Raw genomic sequence first — 26227 nt, 5'->3', positions numbered from 1 at the left:
AACATCGGCGGCGCAAAGCACTGCGGCATCTTCGACAAGACAAACGGCGATTTTTACTCAAGGGCGACTTCTGGCTGAAACCAGAGCGCCCTTTCTTTTCGCTCGACTTGCTACATCACATAGTATGACGCGAAGTCGTTCAGACCGTGCAGGTCACGACGACAGACGGAGCCATGTGCACCCGGGACGGGCGCGCTCCATGGACATCCGTGCTATCACTCCAGATCCAACTTGTAGAACCTGGTGTCGACGGAAACCAACGGAAACGTCGCCGGCAATGCAGACTTTGCCAACTGCACAAAACCGTTTTTTTCGTAAAAGCGATGCGCTGCATGCAACTGCTCTACAGTACCGAGAAATATCTGCCCAATGTCGCCTTTCCTGCACCAGCGAACGGCAGTGTCCAACAAACTTTGAGCAACTCCTGTTGCTTTACCGCGATACTCACGAGCGACAAACATTTTCTTCAATGCCACCTGGGCATTGCCCATATTGACCAATCCAACGCAGCCGACAACTCGCTCACCATCGAGTGCAACCCAAAAATTGCCGCCGCCACTCAAGAACGTATCAGCGATGTACATCAAATCAGGCTGCTCTTCCCGTGTGATCTTGACACCGAATTCGATTTGCTGAATCGGCAATACCAGGGCTTCAACAGATGCCTGGTGAATGGACTCAAATGGTTTAACAACGATTGAACTCACTGTAATCACGCGCTTGCACTCCCTTATGAACATGCCACCATTTTGCGCCTTGCCATTGATAACGTCCAATAGTTAAAATAAGCCATATTGATAGCAAAAAGGTATCAATCATGGAATTGAGACAGTTAAGGTACTTCGTCCAGATCGCAGAACTGGAACACTTCGGAAAAGCCTCTGAACGACTCAATATCGTTCAGCCGGCACTCAGCCGTCAAATGAAGCAACTGGAAGATGAGCTTGGCGTCTGCCTGTTCGAGCGGCTCTCTAAAGGAGTCAGACTTTCTGCCGCCGGAAAAGTATTTCTGGCGCAGAGCAAAGAGCTGCTCTCTCAATGCGAAAAAATGGTGCGACTGACCCAGCTCGTCAATCAAGGACAGGCTGGATTGCTGCGCATTGGCTTTGCTGATGGGGTGACGTTCAACAAAACGTTCTCACAAATTCTGAAAACCTTTCGCCAGGTAAACGCAAATGTCGTAACCGATCTCGTACCGGCATCATCGATTGAGCAAGCAGAACTGATTACAAAAGGCGAGCTAGACCTGGGATTTGTCTATTGGCTGCCCCGCGAGCAACAAGTAAACACAATCGAACTTGAAGAAGAAAAACTGATGCTGGCAGTATCCAAGTCAAGTCAGCTGGCATCCAGAAAGTCCATCCGTATAGCCGATCTGGACAGTTATCCAATGGTCTGGATTGCGCGAAGCAGCAGTCCATCTCTGTACGATTTGATCCTCTCTCGCTTCGTACAAAAGGACTGCGCTCTCAATGTGGTTCAGGAAGGCACTAATGAGAGCACTCTCCTCAGCCTGGTGTCAGCCGAAATCGGCGCCACTTTTATCACCGAAACAGCAAAGACGAGAAAACCAGAAGATGTTGTATTGATCCCGGTTTCGGACTTGAATGCATCCATTAGCGTAAAAGCAATCTGGATTGATGAAACAAATCCGGTTCTCAATCAATTCGTCAAAACGATTCGGAAAGCCGTTAAAAAGTGACATTATTCGACCCGGCCCAGCGAATTTCGCACTTTCGAGTCTCTCCAGCAACGGTGCAAAGTGTTGCGGCGACAGCTGTGTTTCTGGACCGCTGAGTCGAAGAAAACTCTGACAGCTTACGAATCGACTTCAACGGCAAACCAGATACCAGAACAGTGACACTTTGACCCGGAAGTCAAGAGCGCTTAATATTTGCACAAACTTGGCCAGAAGTAACAAACCTTCTGCCAGAGATAACTCCCGTAAATAGGGCGTTTCCGGCTTTCGAGATATATACGCCATGCGCTAAGTTTATGTCCTGCTCTATTCACAACAACTTCTCTTAGCCCCACAACTTCAAACAACCCTGCTGCCCAAGCACAAACACTCGATTGATACCACTAATGGTGTCACGTATTAACACGGGCAGCTCTCGTTCATTCAACCACTCTAGATTGGAGGAGCTCGTCATGAACGCGATACAAGACCACGACAAGAACGCGACGAATCTCTCCAATCTGCACCTCGTGTGTGGCAGCGGAGGCACTCGGGCGTTCCTTACCGGAGCCGGTGCGATTCTCGCGTGCGATACCGCCGGTGTGAAGACCTGGAAATCTATCGGCGGTGTCTCTGGTGGTTCGATCATCAGCGCCCTCTACGCCGGCGGAATGCCAGCCCCAGTGCTCGTCGAACAAGTGATCAGTTACGACTTCGCCACACTGTTCAGCAAGACCCGCACTCTCTACGAACTGATTCGCAGCAACCTGCCGCGTCGCCCCAAGACCATCGAGCGCCGCGCCATTCGCGAAGGAATCATGAAGTCTGATGGGCTAGGTGCCATCATCGATGAGCACGTGCCCGACTGGCCCGAGAACTTCTGGACGATGGCTGTGAGCGGCAAGTATCACATCCTCTTCACCGCGCACGGTGTTTTCCAGATTCACAAGGGACGCACCACTCGCATCAGCGACAAGCCCGCCCCACTCGGTCTGGCAATTCGAGCCAGCTGTGCTGTGCCGGGCATTATGGAGTCGATCGAGTACCGCGGACGCCAACTGTTCGATGGTGCGCTCAGCGACTACGGTGACTGCCCGACTGGAATCGTTCAGCGTCACTTCATGGCGCCCGCCAATCGCATCGTTGCTTGCGACGTTTCAGGCGGAATGACCCGTCAGCGTCGCGCGCTCTTTGCCGTTGGTCGACTGATTTCGGGGCGCATCTCGCAAAAGCTGAACCCGAACAATCGCACTGCTGAAATCTTCATCGCGCCCCGGGTTGAACACCTTGGAGGTTCGCTGGAGTTCTCTCTGACTCGCAAGCAGAAGGAAGCGGCTGTGCTCTCGGGCTTCAGTGCTGCAGTCGATCAGCTGGCCAGGTCAGGTCTCCTCAGCGGTGACAAGCTGGCACTCTGCCGGGAAGCGAGCCGGTCTTACGAAGACCTCTACCGCCTCCTGATCGCAGGAAACACAGCAGAGTGAAGGTGACAGCGATTTCGCAAACAAGCGAGATTTCTGTCACCTTTCACTTTTACGAATTCTACTAAAGCATATAAGAAAACTACGGACCGCCCCACCTTGTGGGCAGTTGACCAGTTACATACAAACCACTTGCTTTCAACTCTTCGACCAACGCCTGTCTCTGTTGAACGTTGAAAGTTCCGACAAATGAACGACACTCAACACAAACACACGGTGCCGCCTGCGAATGAGCCACGCTGTTCAGCTTTTCCTCGTGACGAGCCACAACTGCTTCTCGTTTTTCTCTACATGAATCGCACCAGCAACTTCCGTCAGCTGTATGGCGTTTGAGTCGCAAAATCTCAGTTTCCACTTCCGCCACCGAAATATTGTTGACCTGCATTGGACCCGCACAAATTTCCTTCCAGGGGGCTCCATTGATTGCCTGCCGCGCAACTACTGCCAGCACCTGCGCTCGAACCGTGGTGGAACCGGCTCCCAGTGCCACAGCTTCGGCTGCCGCGGCCTTAGGACCAGACAAAGACGACATCAGCCCGGAACCAATACCAAATCCCATGATTCGAGCCAATCCCGCACCACAGGCTGCAGTAAACTGTTGAAGAAATTTGCGGCGTTCTAATGTCATCTCTACACCTCCGCGATACGAACTCAAAAAATCGCTGCTTTGAATATGCATGAATCGCATGCTATTGAGACCGGGAATTACCCTACACGCCACCGCTTCCGCAGCTTTAATCTTGCACGAATCGCATTTATCACTACCCTTTATAGTAATAAAAATCAAGAAGAAAAGGCAGCGGGTTTGACCCCGCCGCGCTCTTCTTCCGGCCATTGACGTGACCTTAAGCAAGAGCGCGGTCGGAGCCGAGCCAATGCAGTTAAACAAGCTTTCAAGGGCAATCCTCCAGCTCGAGAAGGTAAATCGGACTGGGAATTCACAGATTAGCCCTTGCGCTCCTTCTTCACCACCTGCACCTTCGGGTTGTTCTCGGCAATCAGCGCTGCCATCTCCGGGGTGGTGCGGACGGTGACCGAGACCATGAACGGCGCCTCGGACATCTGCAGGAACTGGTTCACGATCGTCAACTCGTAAACCTCCTTCAGGTCATGCTGCAGCGCGATGGCAGCCCGACCCAGCTTCTCAGCCGAGTCACTGACCAGAGTCACCGCGTAGGCAGCCAGGTTGTCGCCGCTCTTGTGCGCCCTGGTGGCAGCGTGCAGACGGCGCTGGAACGAAGCCGCATCGCCCTTGCTGTGGCTCTCGCCACGCTGAGCCATACGGTCCACCTCAGCCACGTCGCCCTCGCCCTTGAGCAGCCCGAACGAGAGCTTGTCCTTGCCCTCGGTGTGGAACACAACGAGCTTGTCGCCGCAGTCCACCAGGCCGTTGTCCATGACGCGGTCGACCAGCGTCACCAGGTGCTTCTCGATCACACGCTTCAGCTCAGCGACGCTGCCGCCGTCGGCCATTGCGGTATCGAGCAGGAACTTCCGGGCCGAAGCTTCCACCTCCAGTTCGAAGGCTTCGCCGACCTCGAGCGCTCCTTCCTTGCGACGCTGGATCAGAGACAGCTCCGTGTCGACGATGCCGAGCAGGTCTTCACGGGTGTGCTGCTTGAACACCACGACGGCGTCCAGACGGTTGCGGAACTCCTTCTTGTAGAGCTGCTTCATCGCCTTGGTGACGATGCCCTCGATCTCCTCGGGCGTCGCCTTGTGCTTGCGGTCGATGAAGCCGATGCCGCCTTCCTCCAGCCGCTCCACTTCGTCCATGCCCAGGTTCATGGTCAGGATGAAGATGGTGTTGGTGAAGTCGACGATTTCGCCGTCACCGAGAACAGCGGAGCCGTTGTCGAAGACGCCCATCCAGAACTTGTAGAAGTCGTGGTGCGCCTTCTCGAACTCGTTGATGATGACGACGTTGATGTCGCTCTTCGAGTTCAGACGGACGCGGCGCAGGTTGTGGGTGCTGATACGCGAGCGCGGGTCGGTGTCTTCCGGCTTGAGCTCCGCCTTCTCCTTGGCCGACAGACCGCCGACGTAGGTGGGAGGCGCGCCCTTGAGGTCGAGCACCTGGTGCTTCTCGACGTAGTCAGCGCCTTCGAGCACGGTGACGGCGTCTTCGTCGTTGTGGATGAAGCCGGCAATCACCTTGCCGGAGTACGACTTACCGGTACGCGAAGGACCGATGGCGACGCAGACGGCGATCGGCTGCTTCTTGTTGCGCAGACGGCTGTTGGAACGTTCGAAGATCATCTGAGCCATGGCATTCGCCTGAGGCTGACCGATGACGCGAGAACCGAAGTACTCGATGAAGGCTTCGGTACGGGGACTGACTTGCTCGGTGTCGAGCAAGATCATCTTGCTTTTCTTGGTAGTAGACATAACAGACTCCTTTGTGCCGGTCTGATCCGGCGGTTTAGAATCAGCAACGCTGTGAGCGCCGCCTAGGCCGTAGTGGCCGATGAAACACAGAAGCCGCCTAACGTAAGCGGCTCCAGGGAATTGGCGACACCCAGTCGCCTGATAGAACTTGGTTGGTTAGCGCGTGGAACGCTTCAGCATCTCCTGGTAGGAAAGCTGCTCGAACGCACGCTCTTCACCAAGCAAACTGGCTGCCAGGGTAGCGATTTGCTGCCTTGCGGCTTGCACATCGCCATCGACGGGTACCAGAAGCTCGATTTCCATGTAGTGACCAGAGTAGTCCCCCAGCCCTTCCGCGGTGTCGAGCGCGACAACGATTTGGTGGTGTTCGTCCTCAGCAAGGCGACTGTACATGTCGCGGTCCTTGCTGAACGACGGAAGCGGAGCACCTGCGAGCCGTTCGCCGAGTTCCAGCAAACATCCCGCAGCAAGCTCGTTGGTCTCGCGTTCCGTCTCCTGCCGTTCACGCTCACCACCGACGGTCACCCACTGCTTGCGCGTGAGAATCGTCTTGGTGATGTCGTTCATGGTCTCGACACGGATACGCATCATGTCGCCTTCAACCTGAACGGGCAGGAACGTGTCCGTCATGAACACCTGACCGTTCAACTGAAAGCCTTGAGAGAGAAGACGGGCAGGGAGAGCGCGAAACTCGTCGGCGGAAATCTTGAACTTGCGTTCGACTTCCAGATGAGTCTTCTTGCAATCCCGGCATCTGCGACCGAAAACTCGCCTCAACATCTTGGGGAGCCGGCGGAAAGCAGAACGAAAAACCAGGCTTACACGCCTTTTAGTCATGACTTGCTCCTTTCTGAGACGAGTGAGTTGTTGTTAACGACCACCGTCTGTTCAAGATTACGTTAGCTGTCTCAATGCTTCAATCACATGGGCGAACGCATACTTCCTTTGCAAGAGGTGCGGTGCCGTATGTGTTGAGGAGAAGGGAGAGCTACCTGTGTGGAGTACGTAATCCTGAGTTGAGTTAGAAGAGAATGTCTAAAACATACATAGTTACACTTGGAAAGCCAACAAAGCTTCTAATAGAGCTAGAAATAGCTACTGTCTCTTGATCACCACAGGCTGACGCGCGGGCAGGGCGCTGCGAGCGTATACCTGTCGGGATTTCGGAAAGATATTTTTGGGGTAGACACGAGGCAGGCAAGACATGCTTTAAAACCCCATCGGACGCAGATTAGCAGGATCATAAGGAAATCATAAATAGCGACGTTAGCGCCAATGAAGATTGCCCTAAAGCATTTCAGGCGCGATGTCAACATAAGCAAGAGGCGCGAAGTGTTGCGGATTTTGCAGTTAGCAATGCCAATTGAAGGCAGTTCGCAGCAAGTGACGCAACCACTGGCGCAGCTTCACGAAGAATTCCACACCGAGCTCAATCGCCAAATTGGAGCATTTATTATCAGCGTCTAATGCTACCCCTAGTCAAGCACAAGCTACCCCCTTACTGACATCAAATATGGCGCCTTTGCCGCTTTTCAACGTTTGACGAGAAATGTCAGTAGGGCATGGATTAGATACAAGAGTCCCGACAAGATTTTTCTTCCAAGGTGATGGCAGATGCAATCGACCCTTCCTTCCGTACTCAAGGATTTGCGCGGCACAAGACTTTATCTCAGCGATTGCATGAGTGAGCTCTATGAGTCATCCGACAGCCAGGCAGAGACAGCGGCGAGAGTGCCCGAACTGGCTGGCTTCACATTGATGAACCAGTCACGCCGCATGATGCAACGCCCACTCTCGCTACAGGGTGTCGAACTGGCGGACGGCAATCGCTTTTTCGTCAACCTGGGCAGCCAGGCTGAAACCTGCGCCAGACCTCTACTCTTCCAAAACGGAGAGTTCAAACCAGCTTTCACTGCAAAATCAACGAGCGAGGAGATTGAAATGACAACGACACCAGACAGAACTCCATTTGCCTGGGATTTCCGCGCCAGCTCAGTCGACACAAGAAGCCTGGAACGCAACTTCGATTGGCCCGCTCTAGACGAAGACGAATACGCAAGACCAGAGTATCCAAGACGCTCAGCAGACAGCCACGCTCCCCGAGTCTGGAGCAAGGAGCCTAGCTTGTCGAGAATTCCCGCGCTCAGAGCAAAAAACAGAAAGTCGACAGTCGAAGTTGATACTCTGCGCGAGCTGTTGCAAGAAGCTATGGACCGCGAAGCTCAACGCATAACTCTGAAAACACAAGCATTCAAACCAAACGCAGAGTCAGATGAATCAGACAAGCCAGGCGTTCTGGCTTCAGCTAAACAATGGCTAAATCGCCTGGTCAATCAATTCTCACAGCTTGGCAAAACCTGGGTTCGCGCTTAAGTCTAAATACGCATGCCTGGTTGCAAAGCATAGCTACCGGTACGCTACCGCACAGCAATTCGCGCTAAACTCTTTCGTCACATGGCGCGGCGATCTCTGATTCGACCGCAGGTTATTAGTTGCAGTTGGAGGAAAGTTATGCTCAAGTCTGAAGCAGAACGTGTAATACGGCGCGCTCTAGAAGAAACCGGCGCACAATTTACTGAAGAACAAATCGACGCATTGAGCTTGCTTGTTAGCAGAATAGCCATCACAACGGTTGAAGAAGCTCTCGCACAGTGGCGTCCGAGCGGCGGTATGGGCGGCGGCGGGCACCGGTAATACACCGATCTCGCGCACACAGAATTCAATCTGAAAATTGATCGCGCCGATGATTCGACGCCGGGACACTGCGCAATCTATCTTCGGAAATCGGTAAGTCCGCGTGCGTATCAGCTATTCTCATCAACACACAAAAATGCCTTTGAGGTTCAACTAATGTCAAACTCCTCAGTGCTCGACCAGGCGAAAAAATTGCAAGGCGAGATTGTCGAATTGCGCCGACATCTGCATTCGGAGCCGGAATTAAGCTTCTACGAGACCAAAACTGCGGAGCTTTCCGCTAACAAGCTCGACTCTCTTGGTTACAAAATCAAGCGCGGCGTCGGCAAAACAGGCGTCATCGGCGACATCGGCAAAGGCACCAGAGTAGCGATTCGCGCCGATATGGACGGTTTGCCGATTGATGAAGCAAATCAGAAAAGCTACGCCTCCAAAAACAAAGGTGTGATGCACGCTTGTGGGCACGATGCGCACATTTCTTGTGGGCTTGCCGCAGCCAAGATACTGGCCAATCAAAGTGCAGACCTGGGCGGCAGCATCCGCATGGTCATGCAACCAGCTGAAGAATTTGCCGACTCAGACGGCAAATCAGGCGCGTACAAGATGCTGGAAGACGATGCGCTCAATGGCGTCGAGGCGATCATCGGTTTGCACATGGATGCCACGATTCCAGCGGGCAAAGTTGGGATACTTCCTGGACCGGTCATGGCAGCAGCCGACAGTTTCGTTATCACCATCATGGGACGCGGTGGGCACGGAGCCTATCCCGAAACCACAGTCGATGCAGTGGTTGTAGCAGCGCAGGTCGTCGGCTGCATCCAACAAATTGTCTCCCGCAGGATATCGGCCCTCGAGCCTGCTATCGTCACCGTTGGCTCTTTCCACAGCTCGAGCGTCAGAGGCAACATCATCTCTGACTCGGTTACTCTGGAAGGAACATTCCGCACATTCAGCAAAGAAGTGCGCGATCTTATTCAACAAGAGCTGGAACGTGCTTGCTCGATCGCTCGTGTTCTGGGTGGCGACTACAAAATCGAATATGAATTAGGATATCCGACCACCGTAAACGACCCTGAGATAACCGAAGTAATGCGCCAGGCCGCCGTCGACTTGATTGGTGCAGACAATGTCCTGGCCATCAAACCACGTACCTGGAGCGAAGACTTCTCGATGTTTGCAGAAGTAGTGCCGGGCGCTTTCATGTTCCTCGGTGGAGAAATCGCAGGCGACCGCCGCAGTCATCACAGCGACACATTCGACCTGGACGAATCAGGTTTGTGGATTGGAACAGCGGTGCTAGCCGAAACAGCGAAGAGATTGATCAAACATCTGGAGACCCGGAAGTGAAAAAGGATCCCACGGATCTTGCCAAACGCATCGACGAGTTGTTCGAAGCCAGAACTACACCACCTGAAACAACGATGCTGATTGACATGGTCATGGAAGGGTTAGACCAGGGCACGATCAAAGTAGTAGAGAAAATCAAAGGCAAATGGGAAACCAATGCCTGGGTAAAAAAGGCTATATTGCTTTATTTCCGCATCTCACCAGTAAAAAAAATGGATGAGGGGCATTTCTTTGACAAAATTCCACTGCGCACGTTCTCAGCTGAGGCACACCGCATTGTGCCTTATTCTTCCGTGAGAAGAGGTGCTTACGTAGCGCCGAAAGTAGTGATTATGGCACCCAGCTTTGTCAACATAGGCGCTTACGTCGATGAGGGCGCCGTGGTAGATTCACTCGTACTGGTCGGTTCATGCGCTCGCATTGGAAAGAATGTGCAGATCGGCGCAGGCACCATAATTGGTGGCGTTCTGGAGCCGCCTGAAGGCACTCCCGTAATTGTCGAAGACAATGCCTTCATAAGCGGCAGCTGCGGCATCTACGAGGGCTGTATAGTAGAAGCGAACGCTGTCATCGGCGCGGGCACAGTCATCACACCCCGCACGCCGATAGTGGACATCAAGACAGGCGAAGAATTTTTCGGCAGAGTGCCTGAAAACGCAGTAGTTGTGCCGGGCGGAAGACCTAAAAAATTTGGCGACCGAGAATATGTACTGCAAACACCACTGATCATCAACCGTCGTGATCCGTCAGTGAGCGCAAAACAGTCTCTTGAAGATTCTTTGTGCCAGTTTAATTCTTAGCTGAATAAATGCTATAAACAGCCAACCGGCCCCTTCAAAGCACTTGGCAATATGGCAGAAACCAACAGCTCCAATTATTTTGGCTTACCTGACGAATTTTCCAACAAGGAGAATTCAAAGGTTGTTATCGTTCCCGTTCCTTACGAGGCCACAGTCAGCTACGGCAAAGGAACCAGCAAAGGTCCGGCCGCAGTTCTGGAAGCGAGCCAGCAAGTGGAATTGTTCGACGATGAACTCTGGATCGAGCCACACAAAATAGGCATCCACACTCACGAGCCGGTGATCATGGAACCGGTCGGTGGTGAAGAAAGCCCGACAGCATTCCAGCCATTGCAAGATGCCATATCGCCAATCATTGAGACAGGAAAATTTCCTATCGTCATCGGAGGCGAACACTCTCTTTCTCTGGGCGCCATCAAGGCCTGCGCTCAGCGTTATCCTGACCTCTCGGTTCTACAGATCGATGCGCACGGAGACCTGCGTAAGTCTTACGAAGGCAACCCTTACAGCCACGCCTCGGTCGCCTATCACGTCTACAAGGCACTGCCTCAGCCTCTAATAACGCAAGTCGGCATCAGAAACATAAGCCAGGACGAAGTGACATGGCTGGAAGAAGAAAAGCCAAACATCAACATATTCTGGGCGCGCCAGCAAGATCGCTGGAATTTCCACGAAATCATCCATACCCTTTCGGATAATGTCTATCTGACTATCGACGTAGATGGGCTCGACTCATCTGTTATGCCGTCCACAGGCACTCCGGAACCGGGCGGCATGACCTGGTATCACCTGATCGAACTGATCAAAGTGTTGTGCATACGCAAAAACGTAGTCGGCGCAGACATCGTAGAACTGGCGCCCATTGCCAATCTTCACGCGCCAGACTTTCTGGTTGCCAAACTGCTCTACAAGTTAATCGGTTATCGCTATGCGCTCGAGCTGGGCGTGACCAAGAAATATCTGTAGCGACCAAGACGTCCGCCATTAACTTTTCAGAGTTAGCCGGTCAGCACTGGCGTAAATAAGTGGTCAGAACTAGCCGATCAGATCTGACGCAATTAAGTGGTCAGATCTCTGACAAAGCGCAAGAGTGCTTTATCTGAGCCTTTAGCACCCATAATCGACACGCCTGCCTTCATTTTTCCAGCCGGTATGGGAATGGTTATCTGAGGAAATCCGTAACAGGAGGCCAGGGTCGTAATGACGATATTGCGGTTGCGATTATCCTGCAGTTCACCTTCACCGGCACTCGTCAGGGGCGGGTAGCCCCAGGTCGTGGGCAGACAAACGAAGGAGTTGCTATCCACAACTGCATCACTGCGACTGAGCAAATCAGACCGGGCAGCAAGACTGCGTTGATACGCGGCATCACTGACTTCTCGACAGGAATAAATGCGCTGACGAATAGTAACAGCCAGGTTCGGTTTTACCGCTTCCAGCCACTCACCATGCGCCTGCCAGGCTTCGCGCGCCCGCACCACACTGAAAATGTCGTACACATCGCGAGCATGCTGATAGAAATTTTGTTCTTTTACGGTGACAAAGCGCTTCTTCACCTCGTCCACAAATGCCATCATATACGGTGCAATAGCGGGGTCGAGTACTGATGCAAAATTTGACGGAATGATGAGATTAGTCGGCATGATCTCTGAATTGGAATAATCCATCTCTTCTTTCAATAAGACAGCAGCGACTCGCTCCAGAAGTTCTGCCTCTCGAGTGAAAACACCCACCGTGTCAAACGAGACACCAAGCGGGCAGACACCATCGGCAGAAATATAGTCGTGCGAAGGCCGGTAACCGAAGATGCCGCAATAACTTGCCGGCACACGCACCGAGCCTGCTGTGTCAGTGCCGAGCCCAAAGTCGACTTCACCACGAGAGACGAGCGATGCACAACCGCTAGAGGAACCGCCGGGAATGCGGTCGGGTGCTTGAGCGTTGACCGGCGTTCCAAAGTGAATGTTAATTCCATCGAGACTGCACGCCAGTTCATCGGCACAAGCGTTGTATTTCAGATGAGCGCCACCGTTAAGCAATCGCTGTACAGCAGGTGCAGTCTCCTCAGCAGGTGCGTGAGTGCGCTTCCAGTCAGGTGTACCAAAACTGCAAGTGCGACCTTTCAAGTCGAACATATCTTTGACGGCAAAATTCAAACCGTTCAGCGCACCCCTACCGCCTGGTGCGATATCGAGGCGATCAATGACTCCGTCAAAACTTTCCAAGATGCACTTTTCCGAATCGTTCCACGCAAAGAACCGCCGCAAGAGCAGACGCAAAACAAGTATATTGCACACAAGAAAAGAGACCGATTTCTCGGTCTCTTTTTAGAAAGCAGATTGCTAGCCATTAAGTGGCAAAAAATTTCAAAATTGTTGTTTCGATATCTGTACCTCTGGTTAGCTTTAACTCTCACGTTGTTGATTTAGAATCGACCTGTCACCCCTGTCAGGTCCGGAACATGGTGGATTCGATGTTTTTGGCACTCTTAAGAAGACTAGCAACACCCCTTTGCCTTGAATTCTTCGTCTGCGCCTCACCTCATCCTGTTCACGTACGCTTATATACTTGGCATCTGATTTCTGGACACGAATTAGATTAACGATTACTCATTTTATGAATCAGTCAGAAAATCATTTGCAATACATGTCCCGGGCCTTGCAAGAAGCAAAGCAAAGCGGCGATGACGTGCCTGTGGGCTGCGTAATCGTTCTCAACTCAGAAATCATCGGACAGGGGCATAATGAAAGAGAGTCGGCGGGCGACCCGACCGCGCACGCAGAAATTGTCGCAATCAGACAGGCGGCAAAGGCAATTGGCGGGTGGCGGCTTTCCGGCGCCACACTTTACACCACCCTGGAGCCATGTCCTATGTGCGCAGAAGCCATTATTCAGTCGCGCATCGCTCGGGTAGTTTTTGGCGCATACGACAACGTATCGGGAGCGCTCGGCTCGAAATTCAATCTTTTCTGCAAAGGGCGCATCTACCCGCTTCCTGAAGTACTGGCAGGAGTCGAAGAGGATGCTTGCCGCAAACTACTTGTCGATTATTTCGCCCGCAAAACTAACCGATGAAAACCCGATTCGACAATAGCTCTGTTATCTGGTCCTTGCTGCTGATGTTATCGGCTTCGATGCCCCACGCATTAAGTGCACCGCCTGCACCCACCAGCACCGAAAGCGATGGCATTGAGAAAGACTCTTACTTCAGTAAAGGCTTGAAAGATTTAGACGATTTCCAACCAAGCAAGGCAATCAGCAATTTTTCCCGCGCTTTTCTTGCAGTCAGATCGGCACCAAACAGCACCAAATCGAAAATATTCCTTCTCATTGGCCGGTCGTTTCAATACGATGAAAACGAACGAGCCGCAGCACAGGCATTCTCCATTGCTCACGCCCTGAACCCGGACGATCAGGTGGCGACCGCCTATCTGGCCCACAGTCTGACCCGGTGCGGGCTAAGGGCCGAGTCAGTGCCGTATTACCAGTGGTTGAAAGCGCAGAAAAACAAAACCCGTACCACTCTAGAAATTTTGGCTCTGGAAGCGGCAAAAACAGCAGATATGGACAGCGCAAAAAACTATATGGAAATTGCCCTGGCGCAACCGGGCGGAAAGGATGATCCGTACCTGCACTACATTTACGCAAAAATTTTGAGTAAGACCGGACAAACTGAACAGTCGAGAATTCAGTTCGGCGAAGCAGCAGCGAAGATGCCCAATCAATACATCAAAACGCTTTTGCTTGCGACGTTACAGCGTATCGCAGCCAATGCTGACAAACAAATCGAGTTGCTCAAGCAAGCTGGAAAATTCAAACCAAATGAGCCCGGATGGCACTATGATCTCGCCGATTGCTATGCCGCAAGAGGTGACAAACGTGCTGCTGTAGAACAATACAATTTAGCTCTACAGGGGCGTTTCTCAGGACGGGCCTGCGCTCGCGCCATCACATTTTTACGAAATGAACACCGCTACAAAGAAGCATTGCAAATCTCCAACGAACTGATCAAAAGAAAGCCCTGGTCATCAGACGCTCATCAGACTCTTTCATCGATTTATTTTGCGCAAAAAGATTACCCGAAAGCCGAACGAGAAGCACGACTTGCCATTCAGTTGGACAAATACAACGAAGCCGCATACCTGGAACTGGGCCGACAATACACTGACCAGAAAAAGTTAGAAGAAGCACGCGAAGTGTACAAACAGGGCTTAGCAAACTCGCCTAAATCGCTGGCATTGTTGCGTCGTCTCGGCGATCTGGAAAGCAAACTCAACAATGAAACAGCTGCCAGACAGTGCTACGAGAAAATTATTGCTCAGGTGAATGATCTAAACGACGTCAACGTCATTTTTCAAAACGAATATGCGGTTGCACAAGCCAAGCTAGGCTCTCGCTATTACGTGGGCAATGAGCGCGATAAGGCGCTTAACGCTGCAAAATTGTTCAACCGATTCAAATTCGTGCCCAAATTGCCACCACTTTTGACACTATTACATCTCAGGCCAGGACGCCTGGAAGAAGGCAAACCAGCCACCGAGCAGGAGTACAACAACCATATCTTACTGGCTGACATGCTCAGAGAAGGGGGGCGACTCGACGATTGCATTGCTGAATACAGAAAGGCAGAAGCAATCAACGATGATGATGTCGATTTGCACAGCTACTTGCTGAATGCTCTGGACGAGAAAGGTGACATGCTGGAAGCGGCCAGAGAAAACATGATTCTCTCAAGCAAAATAGTTAACCGTATGCCTGCCCAGGTGAAAAAATTCGCCACCGGTAAAGATGCCAAACAGAAACCGACTCAGCCCACAGAACCTGCGGCTCCGGCTTCATGAACGAATGAGAAGACCCGCGCCAGGTCGCGCTAAATCGCGGCAGCCAAGCTCGCGCCGACGCGCTAGCTTTTAATCTTTGCTTTATATTCCCGCAATAGCTGAGCAGCGGGTGGCTGATAGTGCCTACTGGCACCCCCATAAATATGCCGATAATCCGTACCTGTGCCGCAAGCAGGCGAACCTCCTCCAACAGAGACTGTTGCTCTTGCCGGCGGCTCAGAGATGAGTGCCTGGTTGCGACCGTTCTTACTCCGGAGTTAGGGTGAAAGTCCATTTCCGATACATCTGATAAGAGCCTACAGAAGAACTAAAGCCTCACTACTTTCTTGACACTATTTTCTCGCCTGCACAGGTGTAGAGAAGGTCGTCCAAAAGCAAGGCTGCAGATTCTCAAAGGTCTTATCAGGATGTTCACTCACGAGAACCAGGCAATCGGGTCCCGGTTTTCGTATTTGACTGCACCCGAAGTAGTACCAAGGAGGTTATATGACCGCATTTGCATCGCCGCAAGTGGAAGATGCCGTTCGCAGCGCTCTCGAGGCGATCGTGAACAAGGCGCATCAGCCCGACGTTCGCAGCTCGCGCGTTCGCTTCACCGGCGACCGCGGCAGCAACAATTTCGTCTGGATCATGATCGACCGCACCAGCATTCCGTCCAACGGCACGCCGGTCGACGGGTTCTACATCCACACCAACGACATCGACCTCTTCGCCGCCACGCCGCCGAGCTTCAGCGAGACCTGCCCGACCACCGACACTGCCGCCACCATCGAATCGGCCGTGCAGTACGTGGCCAGCAAGGTCGGCGCATCGGCGCGCATCGAGCTGCTCCTGCAGTCCGACTTCAACGGCGACAAGCACGAAGCCAACTACGTCGGGAACAGCGACGACGGCTTCGACTCCATCCACCAGCAGCCGGTCCTGTTCACCGACTGACCTTCTCCGGCAAGCAAACGACCCGGGCAAATCCGAAAGGCTCGGGTCGTTTGCTTCCATCTCCACTCGACTCGAAACGACAACAGACGGAATAACCCGTCTGCCACTCGCTTCGGGCAGCACAAATGACATTACGGGCATTTGCGTTGTCTAAAACATCCCGTTCAGGAGGCTGCGTCATGAACGTACTCCTTATCGAAGACTCTGCCGCATTCGCCATTCCCATTCAACAGGAGCTGGCAAAGCGCGGTCATGTTTACACCTGGATCGTCGGCGCTCAACGACTGGAAAACGGTCGCATCGTCGGCATCCGCGCCAATCCGTCAGCTGACCCCATGGGCGACGCTTTCGACGGTGACGTCTCCCGCCTCATCGAAATCGACCCGACCCAATTCGACATCGCCCTGTGCGATGGCGGCTTGTGCGGACCGGTCAACGACGGCGTCAAGTTCGTCGCGTTTCTCACCAGGCTGAACGTTCCCTGCATCGCCATCACAGGTGGTGGCGCCGGTAACGACCGCTTGTTCGAAGCCGGCGCTATCGACGGTCTGCAGAAGGAATTTGTCGTGCTCGCATTGCGGACAGGCAAGCTCAATCTGTGCGAATCTGCCGGCTCGCTGGCTACCTCAATTGCCCTCAAGAGCTTCTGCGACGGACTCCGCCAGCAGGTGCTCGAACGGCGCACGTCTGGAAACAGACTGGTGCTGGGCATTCCACTACTCGACAAGTGCGCTTAACTAGATGCAAGGGACGCAATTTGGAAACGCAACCGACAAGAGATCTGGCAGCATGGATATGAAACGCACATGAAGCGTTCACCATGCTGACCAGATTTTTTTGGACCCGCATCTATTCATCCATATAGTATTTAACAGAACTTCTGACACCCGCGCTAGCGTCAAGATGGCTCCAGGAGCTAATTTAAGCATGTATTAATAAGCAGGCGACCACTATGGATACCACCATATGCACCGCATAACAAGACTAAACAAACTCCGCGGAGGAAGTCTTTGCAACACTTTGCGGATAGCCCGGCTTTTCAGGGAATGCAGCTAGTGCAACCATCCCATACGCCGCAGATATGCTTCAACACACCACACAATCGAGGTTGGCAAGTGTGAGCAAAGTCCTGTGATTTCTTAGATTGAGCGTATTCACGTTCGTTTCGTTATTCAGGCTCTTTCAGCAAAACACAGTCAAAGCTTGTGCTTTTCCCAACACGATATTTTCTGGTCTCTTCGAGATCGGGGGTTGAGCTGGGACGAACGCAGGTGTGTCTGAAGAGCGCTGGGTCGTTGCGATGCGTGAAATATGCCTGTTTAGCTGTGTGAAGCATCCGCCTCGCGCAGCTGAATTCTCGTAATTGTCGTTCCAATCAAGGACCGACCAAGGAGAAATTGTATGAATACGCCAGACATCTTTCATCGGCGCCTGCAAGCCTTCTTGCGGCGATATGACAGGCTCGTCAACGCCGTCGGACCGTTGAAAGCCCCCCAACCCAACGAGGTCTCGCGCGAAGTCGCCGGTCTCCTCGTTCTGAGTGGCCAGCAGTGCTGTGTGGCAGCCGCCATCATGGACACTGCCGAGAACATCGCCATCACCGCTCCCAACCCGGGACCGGCTGTGCGCGTGCGCCTTCACGACCCGCTTGCTCACGTCAACCGGCGCGGCAAGATGGTCGTTGTTCCCGGGGTCGGTAAGGACACCTTCCCGTTCCCCGATGTCGATTCGCTCGTGCTCAAGGCCCTGATGCGGCTCTCGGGCGACGACCATGCGGCGAGCACCTCGGGCAGCAAGAACCTAATCGGCGGTCAACAGCCGGCGGCCGAAGCGGGTGCGACGGAGCGTTTGACCTACATCATCGCCCCGATGGAGATGGACGCCATCATCAGGGTGCCTGACGATGAAGGCATCGCTCCGTCAGACACCGGTGTCCGCACCCCAAGCCGCGACTTGTTGCTCGGTCACACGGCCAAGCCGCAGGTCTGCTTCCTTCGCGATGCCGAGCGACTCGTCGAGCAGATTCCGACGCGTGACGGCATGTACGTGCTCGAGTTCGAAGTCGGACCGGAAGACTTCCTGCCCGATGTGCTGCTCGAACGCGCCGAGGAGTTCCTCGACCGGGCCGAACAGTTCCTCACCGCCGCCGAGGTTCTGTGGCCCGACACCCAGCCTCCGATGTCAGCGGAAGCGCTGCCGCCGGAGGAGAAACGCTACGCCACCGGCAGAGCGTAATGTCTTATTAGCAGGCTCTCGAAGCCTGCTCAGGCTCAGTTCAAATAGCGGGTGGACACGTTGCCCACCCGCAAGGCTAATGACCCGTCAGCGCAAGCTGACTAGATTTCGTTGCCGCACCGCCGGGTCGACAGTCAGTCGCAGCCAGGCAAAGCAGCAACAAAGCGATGAGGATCAAACGAAATGGCTACGAACAATCGCAAGCGCTCTCTGCGCAAGTCGGCCGCCTCAAGGCAGCTGAAGCTCACCGTCTATCAGGGCGGGCAGGCCGTCATCCGCGAAAGCCGCGAACTGGCGCTCATCAAGGGCAAGAACTCGGTGCAGCTCGATGGGCTGCCGACCGCATTCGTCGAGAACAGTCTCGTCGTGCTGGGCGCCTCCGGTCCGGGTGTGCTCAACATCGGCTCGTCCAGCTACGAGCCCGCCAACATGAGCGGCGCCGCCATCCTGCAGAAGGCGGTCGACTCCAAGGTGACTCTGATCGAGCAGACGCAGCAGGGTCCGGTGCGCACCACCGGCATCCTTCGCTATGTGCTCGGCAACCAGGTCGTGCTCGAGCAGGAAGGCAGCATCGTCGTGGTGCCGCTCACGCCCAAGTTCGAGCTCAGCGATGGCGTGCCCGAAGGGCTCGCCAACACGCCTTCTCTCGTCTTCGAACCGTCGGTGAACGAGCCCGGCAAGTACCAGGTGCGCTTCCTCTACGAAGCGGACGGCATCAACTGGGCGGCGCGCTACAACGCCTTCTTCGACCAGGCGACGAGCACCCTGACTCGCTTCGAATGCGTCGTCGACATCACCAACCAGAGCGGTCTGCAGATCGACGACGGCGAGTTCAAGCTGTTCACGGGCAACAACTTCGGCTCGGGCCGGCGCAACTTCCCCAAGGGCGGCGTGCGCATGGCAGCGGCAGCACCGATGGCCATGTCGGCTCGTGGCGGCGCCGCTCTCGAGTCGGTCATGGCAGACGACGCTGGCGTCGAGACGGTCGGCGAGCAGAAGATGTACGTGCTGCCCGATGCGCTCAGCATCGGCGCCACGGCCACCAAGAACTGCAACCTCTTCCTCGCCGAAGGCGTGCCGGTGCAGGTCGAGCTCTTCCTGCCCGCCAACTACTACGCCTACAACCAGGGCGTGGTCGAGGAAGACAGCGCCAAGCTGCCTGTCTCCGTGCGCCTGCGGGTGAAGAACGATGAGGCCAGCAACCTCGGCAAGGACATGCCGGCGGGCGAGGTGGCGTTCTTCGTCTACGACAGCTCGGGCGCCGAGCAGAAGGTCGATGCCGCGGTCGTGGAAGCGCGCGCCAAGGGCGAGCCGTTCAAGCTCGAACTGCGCAAGCCGAGCGCCGACGTCAAGGCGACTCGCCGGCTCACGTTCCTGCATCAGGACCAGCCGGACCCCGAGCCCGAGCAGGTCGTCACGCCCGAGGGCGGACTGCCGGTCGACACGGACGCGGACGTCGAGACCGGTCCCAGGATGGCGGCGATGTCGATGCGCCCGGCCGTCGTGGCAGCGGAGCCCGAGGGCGGCAAGAAGAAGAAGGTGGTCAAGCCTCTCTTCCGCGAGGAAGAGCGCGAGGTCACCATCTTCAACTACAAGGGCACCGACGTCGAAGTGCTGGTGAGCGAAGCCTTCCCCGACAAGGCCGAGTTCATCAAGCGCCCGGAATTCGTCGACTCCAACAACACCGCCGGCACCATGCGCGTCTCCGTCCCCGCCAACGGCAAGGCGACGGTCTCGTACCGCATCAAGTACCGGATCAACTGAAGCAACTGACCCGCATTGATGACCCGGGCGCACCACTTTCGGTGTCCCGGGATTGAACGGGTAGGGGCGATGGTGGCGCAGGCCACCATCGCTCTTTCTTCTTTTTGTCATTTCACTAAAAAAAATTTGTCCAAATTGGCACCATATACGATACCACAACAGCAGGGTTCAGCTGCATGCCGTTAAAAGCCAGTCGTCCATAAATCTCGTGAACATTGGCAACAAGGAAGTGTCAGCCCATAGCTTAAACGGACAGGTTTTGAGATTATTGACCTCCGTCATTTCAGAGGAGAGGTTTCCATGTCCACAATCGAGAGTTCAGCGCCCCCGCGCGGTATGCGCGACTTTCTCCCGGCAGACGCAGCCATTCGCGATTGGGCAACCGGAGTGATCCTCAAAACCTACGAAAGTTTCGGCTTCACCCGCATCGAGACTCCAGCACTGGAGAATATAAACCTGTTGCGCCGGGGCGAAGGCGGCGAAAACCTGAGCCTCATTTTCGAAGTCTTGAAGCGCGGCGATAAACTGGAGCGAGAACTGGCAGGCGGAGAACCAAAACGCGAGTCACTTGCAGATCTGGGATTGCGCTTCGACCTGACCGTTCCGCTTGTGCGCTTTTATGCTCACAACCAATCGACCCTGCCAAACCCTCTCAAAGCAATTCAAATCGGCTCAGTGTGGCGCGCAGAAAGCCCACAAGCCGGTCGTTTCAGACAATTCACTCAATGCGATATCGACATTTTCGGCATCAAAAACGAGCTTGCCGAAATGGAACTTCTGCAAGCTACAGCCGAAGCACTGAAAGAATTGGGATTCAAAAATTTCACCATTCGCATCAACGATCGTCGCATCCTGTCAGCACTTTCGGAATACTGCGGCTTCGACTCCACACGCGTCGACAATGTCTTTATCACTCTGGACAAACTCGACAAGATAGGCGAGGACGGCGTTCGTGGCGAATTGCAGAAAGCTGGTCACGCACCGGCCGCCATTGAAAAATTGATGACTGTAGTAAACACCCTGCAGAGCACAAAAGATTTCGACGAAGCGAGAAATGCGCTGCCGGAATCACTGCGGTCGCATGAGGCGCTGGATCCCCTCGCCAACGTGATCAGAGGAATAACGGCTCAGGGGCAAGGGTCATACGACATCAAATTCGACCCAACCCTTGTGCGCGGCATGGGTTATTACACAGGACAGATCTTTGAAATTGCCTGCCCTGGCTATACCTACTCGATTGCTGGCGGCGGCAGGTACGACAAGATGGTGGGCAAATTTTCAGGTCGCGACGTGCCTGCATGCGGCTTTTCAATTGGCTTCGAGCGCATCATTACAGTCTTGACCGACAGAGGCTTCAAGCCACCACACGCGGCCGAAAAAATCGCTCTCATTTGCAATCCCGATCAAGACGACCTGCCGAAAGTGTTTTCGACAGCCAGTCGCATGCGAAACCGGGGCTTGATCGTTTCAGTGCAACCACGCAAAAAAGATATGCGTAAACAGCTTGACGCACTGGTTCATCAAGGATTCACGTCATTTGCTATGTTCAAAGGCGATGGCGAGAACCTGGAAATCAAAGAGCTGAATCAGAGCCCCTGATTTCTAATACCAGGCGCCAAATTCAACGAGACTTTGCCCAAAAGCGGCTTCCAGGTCCTTCCGAAGTTCCTGGCTTTTGAGCTTACCTTGAGAAAGAACCGCCTCGGTTTCGCAACCGCCAAAATCCAGAACCAGACAAGCTTTCCATATAGCTAAATTCGGTGCCGGATCAGACGTCTTAGATTTTAAAGTTATTGTGGCTGGTAAAACCTCGCCACCACAATTGCAGGTCGCCTGACAGATGGCAAATCCATCGAGCATTTGGGGAAACCAGGGATCTGATTTCTCTTCCACTTCGGCACTGCACTTTGCGCAATGAAAACCCTTCTCCTTAACACGTTCAATCTGACCGTAAGGATCGTCATAGACTTTGAAATTGGGTCCAAGCTGCAAACAAATCCACTGAATTTCTTCTTGACTCTCTTCGGGTTTCCAGTCATAGCGGCGCTCTTCATGCAAGCTCACATGCACCGGATGACGAATTGCCTGTTTTCCTTCTTTCCAGTCTCCAATCTCACCTTCGGGTGTAAGTCTAATCTGGCGAGATTGACCAGTCCGTTTCTCAACACAGGCTTCCACAAGCTTATGGTCCGTGAGAACCTTGTCGAGCCTTTTCTCCAAAGACTGAAAATCAGCCTCATCCCTGGGCAGCCAACTCAAATCTGCTATAGCCAAACAATGTTTATATTCAACACTCATGTTAACGATCTTGATGGGAACTCTATTTGCAAAACAAATTTTCGCACATATTGAGTAACCACGAATATTCTGACTGAGCTATTTATCAAAAAGAAATTGCTTGATTTTAGAGTTTTTACAACAGAGTCATCCGCCACACCCGGCGATCAGAGCTTTCTTCGGCATCCATCAACCTGAAACCCGTGTGCATCAAGAAGCCGGCCGCTTCAGTGCCCACCACTGCAGCATCTACTTGCAGGGCGTCATAATCCATGCCTCTGGCAAATCTGACTACTTGCTCAAGCATCTGCTTGCCGAGCCCCATGCGCCTCCATTCGGAAGTCACACACAAGAGAGCAACTTCACACAGCGTATCGCTTTTCTTTTTCGCTGCTGCCACACCAACGATTTTGCGATCATCTTCGGCAACCAGATAGGTACCGTCGTTTCCAATATATTCGCGCTCCATGTTCATGAGCGGCGGGCGAGCCTGCTCGAAATAGCGCTCCAACTTTACTTCGTGCATGACCTTCATCAACAGCTCGCGCACCATCGGTTCGTCTTGCTTGTTTCCGAGTCTTATTTGCATTGGTTAGTGGAAGCGACCGTATTGGTCGGACTGGGATGCGGGGCTCTAGACTATCACGACCAGAGTTCTTTTTGTGCCCAGTATCGTTTTAGTTATTCTGCGCGTTGTCCGATCCAGGAGCACGCAGCACATAGAGATTGCTGCCGAATCTGCCGCCAGGAATGAATGAGCCTCCGGCTTGCACGGTGCGATGTTGCCAGGTAGTTTTGCTCGAGCTGTTGTCGTACTGCCAGACCTGACCACCCCTGATTTCACCGATGATACCGATATGAGCGTTGCCGCCGCCGCCACCACCTGTGGCGCCATAAACGATATCGCCGGTGCGATACTGAGACATGCTGGTGATCTGAATCTTCTGGTATCCCTTGCGTTGCAAAATTCCTGCCAGATCGACCACTCCAGCCGAGCCTTCACCAGAACGGAGAACACCCGATTCTTGTAATACTCGCGAAACTGAAGCTGCGCAACCAAGGTTGCCACCTTCCACAGAGTTAGCCCATGGAGTCTGAGCCCATAGCTGCTCACCGACATTACTCGCCGCCGCTGCCACGACGCGACCGTTCGCTTCCGAAATGTCTATACGATCCGAACCGAACTGCCCGGCCAGAGCCAGTTTGTACAGATTGTTGGCGGCATCTTGATATTTCTCGTACGAAGGATTGGAGAGGTCAGCTTGCGTAGGAGTGCGCCCGAGGAACATAGCCAGAGCCAATTTTCCGGCATCCTTCTCACCGAGGTCTTTGCTCGTATCAATACCAAGACCTTTAGCGTAGTGCTCGATTCGATCTTTAGCTATTGTTTCCTGCAAATCTTTAGGCAAGTTGTTGTGTACGTCCTGCGCAGAAATAGGACCATGCTGACCATCCAACTTACCGAGGAAGTCAGCGAACTTACCGGCATCGAACTTACTGGCGAAGTCTTTGGAGACCTTGCCTTCCTGGGCGAGTTTGTTCATCGCGCCCTTCAACTTTTCAGGATGCGCTTTCAAATCAGCCAGAAAAGCAGCTAACTTTGCCGGGTCAGGCGGATCACCGAGATCGACACCCAGCAAGTCTGCGAGCCAGGGTCCGATGTTGAACATGTTCATCGAATAGCGACCGACGCCGTAGCTGCCATCACTTCTGGTGGCAACGTTGTCGTAAGGATGCGCTTTATCTTTGACGCCGGCAAGAGCAGAAATCGTATCTTCGACTGCCTGTACGGGAGGAGTAATATCTCGTGGCGGCGCCTGGCCATCACGGGAAGACATTGCTCCGTCGCCATTGGATGAGAAGGAGTCACGACCGCCACCACTGCCGCCGACACGATTCATGCGGGTCGAGGCATCACCTGCAGCCTGTGGAACATCGGGAGCAGGCGGCTGATTTACGTCAGGAATGGGAGGTTTGCTGATGTTGTTGTCTATGCCGGCTTCAACTTTGTCGTCAACCAGATTCTGGTTGTCTTCAATTGCGACCGAGCCATCAGGACTAACAGCCTTGTACGCGGGGCTGTTGGCGACGCGATCGGCAAGGTAAGGTACGAGTCCTGCCAGACTTTCCTTTTGTTCGGGAGTGGGGTCACCGGTTTGACCTGGATCGCGCTCAACCTGAACAACAATGTTCTTGTCGGCGTTCTGTTCAGGATTGTGCAGCATCTCAATCGTGCCATCTTTCTTGATAATGAAATCAGGCTTCGGTGGCGGTGGATCAGCATCAGGCGTACGATTTTCGTACACCACCGAAATCTTCGGTGTCTCGCCTGGTTTGAGAGCCTCAGCGGCTTGCACACGGTCGTTGGCTTCAGATCGTTTATCCACAAAAATGGCATCATTGCCGGTGCGTCTGGCCAGCTCGTCAATGGATGTGGCACCATTGATCTTGGCTTCACGGCCAGCTGCCTGACCTGGTGTTTGCTGCGCGGCATCAGAAGTTCGTGGAGAAACGTCGCTACCTGGTCTGCCACCATTAGTCGACTGTTGAGCGCCGTCACCTGTCTGTTGCGCAGGCTTGGCGTCTACAGCATCTCTCGCAAACAATCCAATATTGAATGGAGGAATATCCAGCCCGGGACGATCCGAGACCTTGCTCTTGGTACCAAGCGGCGTGATCACGACATGGTCGGTGGGATGGGAAGATCGCACCATCTTGTGGTCAGACTGTTCACCGGGCCCGCTTAAAGCTCTGGCCGATTCCGACACGATTGGAGAACTATGATCGCTTGTGTGATGCGCGCCTACGGAAGAGTCTCCGTGACTAGATGCGCGCCTATGGCCATGCCCATGGGTCATGAGTACACCTACTAAGTTGCTTGCGTTGGGGAACGACAGACACTGAAGACCAACATGATATATGGTTCATGCTAGTAGCTCCATGGGAGAACTACGTAGTGGGCACAAACAAATCTGCATTTTATGCACTACTGAGAGCCCTCCGAGTGTCATCTCAAGCTAACAGTCAATGCTGTCAAGAGGCTTTCAGACAGCTCCTTTTTGCATTATTTTTGAATCTCGAAGAGATTTTTGACCCAATCACCATTTTTCCAAAAGGCTGCAAAATCAGCATGCTCAGCCGCCCGGCGTCAAACCTTCAAGGACAAGACGAGGCAAATTCTTCACCTCGCGTTTGAAAATCTGACTGTTTTTGAGCGCGCGAGAAAGCACAAGACTGCCTTCGATCGCGATCACAGCGCTTTCGCCGCGCTCTCTAGCTAACTTTTTACTGACGCCCGCTTCCACTGCCACCGCCGCCATCGCATCAATCCAAGACTCAACGCACGCAGCCACCGAGCGCTGAAATAAGTTGCTTGCTTCACCTAGAGTCAGCCCATCAACAACACAGTTCTTGCGTCCACCATCGTAAAAAGCTTCGACATTGTTTGACATACGCGCCAGCTTCTCTCGCGGCGCCCCTTCGCCCCGGAGCGGACCAATGAAGTGCTCCCGCACGGCTGCATCAATATGCAAGAGAACTTCTGTCGCCATCTGCTCCTTTCCGTCTGGGAAATGATGATAAAGGCTCGACTTTCCAAGCCCTGTAGCTTTTGCCACTGTGGAAATCGACACACCTTCGTAGCCATGCTGACGAAAAAGTTCAAGCAATTCGGGAATCAGTTCGGTTCGTTCCATTGGTCAACTCCTTTCGATGGGAGCGTAGCGAACATTAGCTCAGCAGTCAACGCAATTGCGATGATTGTGCAGGCACCGAATTCCAAAGATCACC

Annotated in this window: 24 protein-coding genes; 14 read left to right on the top strand and 10 right to left on the bottom strand. The window is 53.6% G+C overall.

Going from position 1 to position 26227, the window contains the following annotated elements; genetic code table 11:
- Window positions 1–215: 215 nt before the first annotated feature.
- Window positions 216–740 carry an N-acetyltransferase gene (locus EKK48_17055; GenBank protein RTL40214.1) on the bottom strand — a complete coding sequence of 175 codons (525 nt, stop codon included), beginning with the start codon at window positions 738–740 and terminating at the stop codon, window positions 216–218.
- Window positions 741–817: 77 nt separating this feature from the next.
- Between EKK48_17055 and EKK48_17050 the strand changes: the two genes are divergently transcribed.
- Together EKK48_17050 and EKK48_17045 are read left to right on the top strand one after the other, a co-directional pair.
- The gene (locus EKK48_17050; GenBank protein ID RTL40160.1) at window positions 818–1702 is read left to right on the top strand and encodes a LysR family transcriptional regulator; all 885 of its coding nucleotides are present in this window, start codon (window positions 818–820) and stop codon (window positions 1700–1702) included.
- A 383-nt stretch (window positions 1703–2085) separates the two neighbouring features.
- On the top strand, window positions 2086–3159 hold the full coding sequence (locus EKK48_17045) for a hypothetical protein (protein RTL40159.1): 1074 nt from the start codon (window positions 2086–2088) through the stop codon (window positions 3157–3159).
- Between the two features lie 79 nt (window positions 3160–3238).
- On the opposite strand, the gene EKK48_17040 is transcribed toward EKK48_17045, so the two are convergent.
- The 3 genes from EKK48_17040 to EKK48_17030 form a co-directional block, all read right to left on the bottom strand.
- Complete coding sequence (locus EKK48_17040) at window positions 3239–3784, bottom strand: hypothetical protein (protein RTL40158.1); 546 nt, start codon at window positions 3782–3784, stop codon at window positions 3239–3241.
- 317 nt (window positions 3785–4101) lie between these two features.
- A complete protein-coding gene (locus EKK48_17035) occupies window positions 4102–5544 on the bottom strand; it encodes an ATP-dependent Clp protease ATP-binding subunit (GenBank protein ID RTL40157.1) in 1443 nt (480 codons plus the stop codon).
- Between the two features lie 156 nt (window positions 5545–5700).
- Window positions 5701–6381, bottom strand: a complete 681-nt coding sequence (locus EKK48_17030) for a CYTH domain-containing protein (protein RTL40156.1) — start codon at window positions 6379–6381, stop codon at window positions 5701–5703.
- A 777-nt stretch (window positions 6382–7158) separates the two neighbouring features.
- Between EKK48_17030 and EKK48_17025 the strand changes: the two genes are divergently transcribed.
- From EKK48_17025 to speB, 5 genes are all read left to right on the top strand, one after another.
- Entirely contained in the window at window positions 7159–7917 is a 759-nt protein-coding gene (locus EKK48_17025) for a hypothetical protein (GenBank protein RTL40155.1), read from the top strand.
- A 138-nt stretch (window positions 7918–8055) separates the two neighbouring features.
- Window positions 8056–8238, top strand: coding sequence for a hypothetical protein (locus EKK48_17020; GenBank protein RTL40154.1), 183 nt, complete (start codon window positions 8056–8058; stop codon window positions 8236–8238).
- 156 nt (window positions 8239–8394) lie between these two features.
- Entirely contained in the window at window positions 8395–9585 is a 1191-nt protein-coding gene (locus EKK48_17015; protein ID RTL40153.1) for an amidohydrolase, read from the top strand.
- Entirely contained in the window at window positions 9555–10385 is an 831-nt protein-coding gene (locus EKK48_17010; GenBank protein RTL40213.1) for a 2,3,4,5-tetrahydropyridine-2,6-dicarboxylate N-succinyltransferase, read from the top strand. Before EKK48_17015 ends, EKK48_17010 begins: the two co-directional genes overlap by 31 nt.
- A gap of 51 nt (window positions 10386–10436) precedes the next feature.
- A complete protein-coding gene (gene speB, locus EKK48_17005) occupies window positions 10437–11351 on the top strand; it encodes an agmatinase (GenBank protein RTL40152.1) in 915 nt (304 codons plus the stop codon).
- Between the two features lie 92 nt (window positions 11352–11443).
- Here the strand turns inward: speB and EKK48_17000 are convergent, their stop codons facing one another.
- Window positions 11444–12610 carry a hypothetical protein gene (locus EKK48_17000; GenBank protein ID RTL40151.1) on the bottom strand — a complete coding sequence of 389 codons (1167 nt, stop codon included), beginning with the start codon at window positions 12608–12610 and terminating at the stop codon, window positions 11444–11446.
- 391 nt (window positions 12611–13001) lie between these two features.
- On the opposite strand from EKK48_17000, the gene EKK48_16995 reads away from it, so the two are divergent.
- The 3 genes from EKK48_16995 to EKK48_16985 all read left to right on the top strand — a co-directional run bounded on the left by EKK48_16995 (window position 13002) and on the right by EKK48_16985 (window position 16162).
- Window positions 13002–13460, top strand: a complete 459-nt coding sequence (locus tag EKK48_16995) for a nucleoside deaminase (protein RTL40150.1) — start codon at window positions 13002–13004, stop codon at window positions 13458–13460.
- Window positions 13457–15226, top strand: a complete 1770-nt coding sequence (locus EKK48_16990) for a tetratricopeptide repeat protein (GenBank protein ID RTL40149.1) — start codon at window positions 13457–13459, stop codon at window positions 15224–15226. Before EKK48_16995 ends, EKK48_16990 begins: the two co-directional genes overlap by 4 nt.
- 486 nt (window positions 15227–15712) lie before the next feature.
- On the top strand, window positions 15713–16162 hold the full coding sequence (locus EKK48_16985) for a hypothetical protein (GenBank protein RTL40148.1): 450 nt from the start codon (window positions 15713–15715) through the stop codon (window positions 16160–16162).
- Here EKK48_16985 and EKK48_16980 read toward each other — a convergent pair.
- Complete coding sequence (locus tag EKK48_16980) at window positions 16152–16343, bottom strand: hypothetical protein (GenBank protein RTL40147.1); 192 nt, start codon at window positions 16341–16343, stop codon at window positions 16152–16154. The two genes, EKK48_16985 and EKK48_16980, sit on opposite strands and share 11 nt — an antisense overlap.
- Here EKK48_16980 and EKK48_16975 point away from each other — a divergent pair.
- The 4 genes from EKK48_16975 to hisS all read left to right on the top strand — a co-directional run bounded on the left by EKK48_16975 (window position 16342) and on the right by hisS (window position 21760).
- Window positions 16342–16899, top strand: a complete 558-nt coding sequence (locus EKK48_16975; protein RTL40146.1) for a response regulator — start codon at window positions 16342–16344, stop codon at window positions 16897–16899. The genes EKK48_16980 and EKK48_16975 overlap by 2 nt on opposite strands.
- A gap of 664 nt (window positions 16900–17563) precedes the next feature.
- The gene (locus tag EKK48_16970) at window positions 17564–18397 is read left to right on the top strand and encodes a hypothetical protein (GenBank protein RTL40145.1); all 834 of its coding nucleotides are present in this window, start codon (window positions 17564–17566) and stop codon (window positions 18395–18397) included.
- A 183-nt stretch (window positions 18398–18580) separates the two neighbouring features.
- Window positions 18581–20161, top strand: coding sequence for a hypothetical protein (locus EKK48_16965; protein RTL40144.1), 1581 nt, complete (start codon window positions 18581–18583; stop codon window positions 20159–20161).
- Between the two features lie 300 nt (window positions 20162–20461).
- Window positions 20462–21760, top strand: coding sequence for a histidine--tRNA ligase (gene hisS / locus EKK48_16960; protein ID RTL40143.1), 1299 nt, complete (start codon window positions 20462–20464; stop codon window positions 21758–21760).
- A gap of 3 nt (window positions 21761–21763) precedes the next feature.
- Here hisS and EKK48_16955 read toward each other — a convergent pair whose 3' ends face one another.
- The 4 genes from EKK48_16955 to EKK48_16940 all read right to left on the bottom strand — a co-directional run bounded on the left by EKK48_16955 (window position 21764) and on the right by EKK48_16940 (window position 26133).
- Window positions 21764–22459: a hypothetical protein gene (locus EKK48_16955; GenBank protein ID RTL40142.1), complete on the bottom strand. Its 696-nt coding sequence runs from the start codon at window positions 22457–22459 to the stop codon at window positions 21764–21766.
- 115 nt (window positions 22460–22574) lie between these two features.
- A complete protein-coding gene (locus EKK48_16950; protein ID RTL40141.1) occupies window positions 22575–23027 on the bottom strand; it encodes an N-acetyltransferase in 453 nt (150 codons plus the stop codon).
- A gap of 88 nt (window positions 23028–23115) precedes the next feature.
- Window positions 23116–25152 carry a hypothetical protein gene (locus tag EKK48_16945; GenBank protein ID RTL40140.1) on the bottom strand — a complete coding sequence of 679 codons (2037 nt, stop codon included), beginning with the start codon at window positions 25150–25152 and terminating at the stop codon, window positions 23116–23118.
- Window positions 25153–25572: 420 nt separating this feature from the next.
- Window positions 25573–26133: a TetR/AcrR family transcriptional regulator gene (locus tag EKK48_16940; protein ID RTL40139.1), complete on the bottom strand. Its 561-nt coding sequence runs from the start codon at window positions 26131–26133 to the stop codon at window positions 25573–25575.
- Between the last annotated feature and the right edge of the window lie 94 nt (window positions 26134–26227).

It is taken from the genome of Candidatus Melainabacteria bacterium, from assembly GCA_003963305.1.
Taxonomy (GTDB): domain Bacteria; phylum Cyanobacteriota; class Vampirovibrionia; order Obscuribacterales; family Obscuribacteraceae; genus PALSA-1081.
This window is presented reverse-complemented; position numbering and strand designations above follow the sequence as displayed.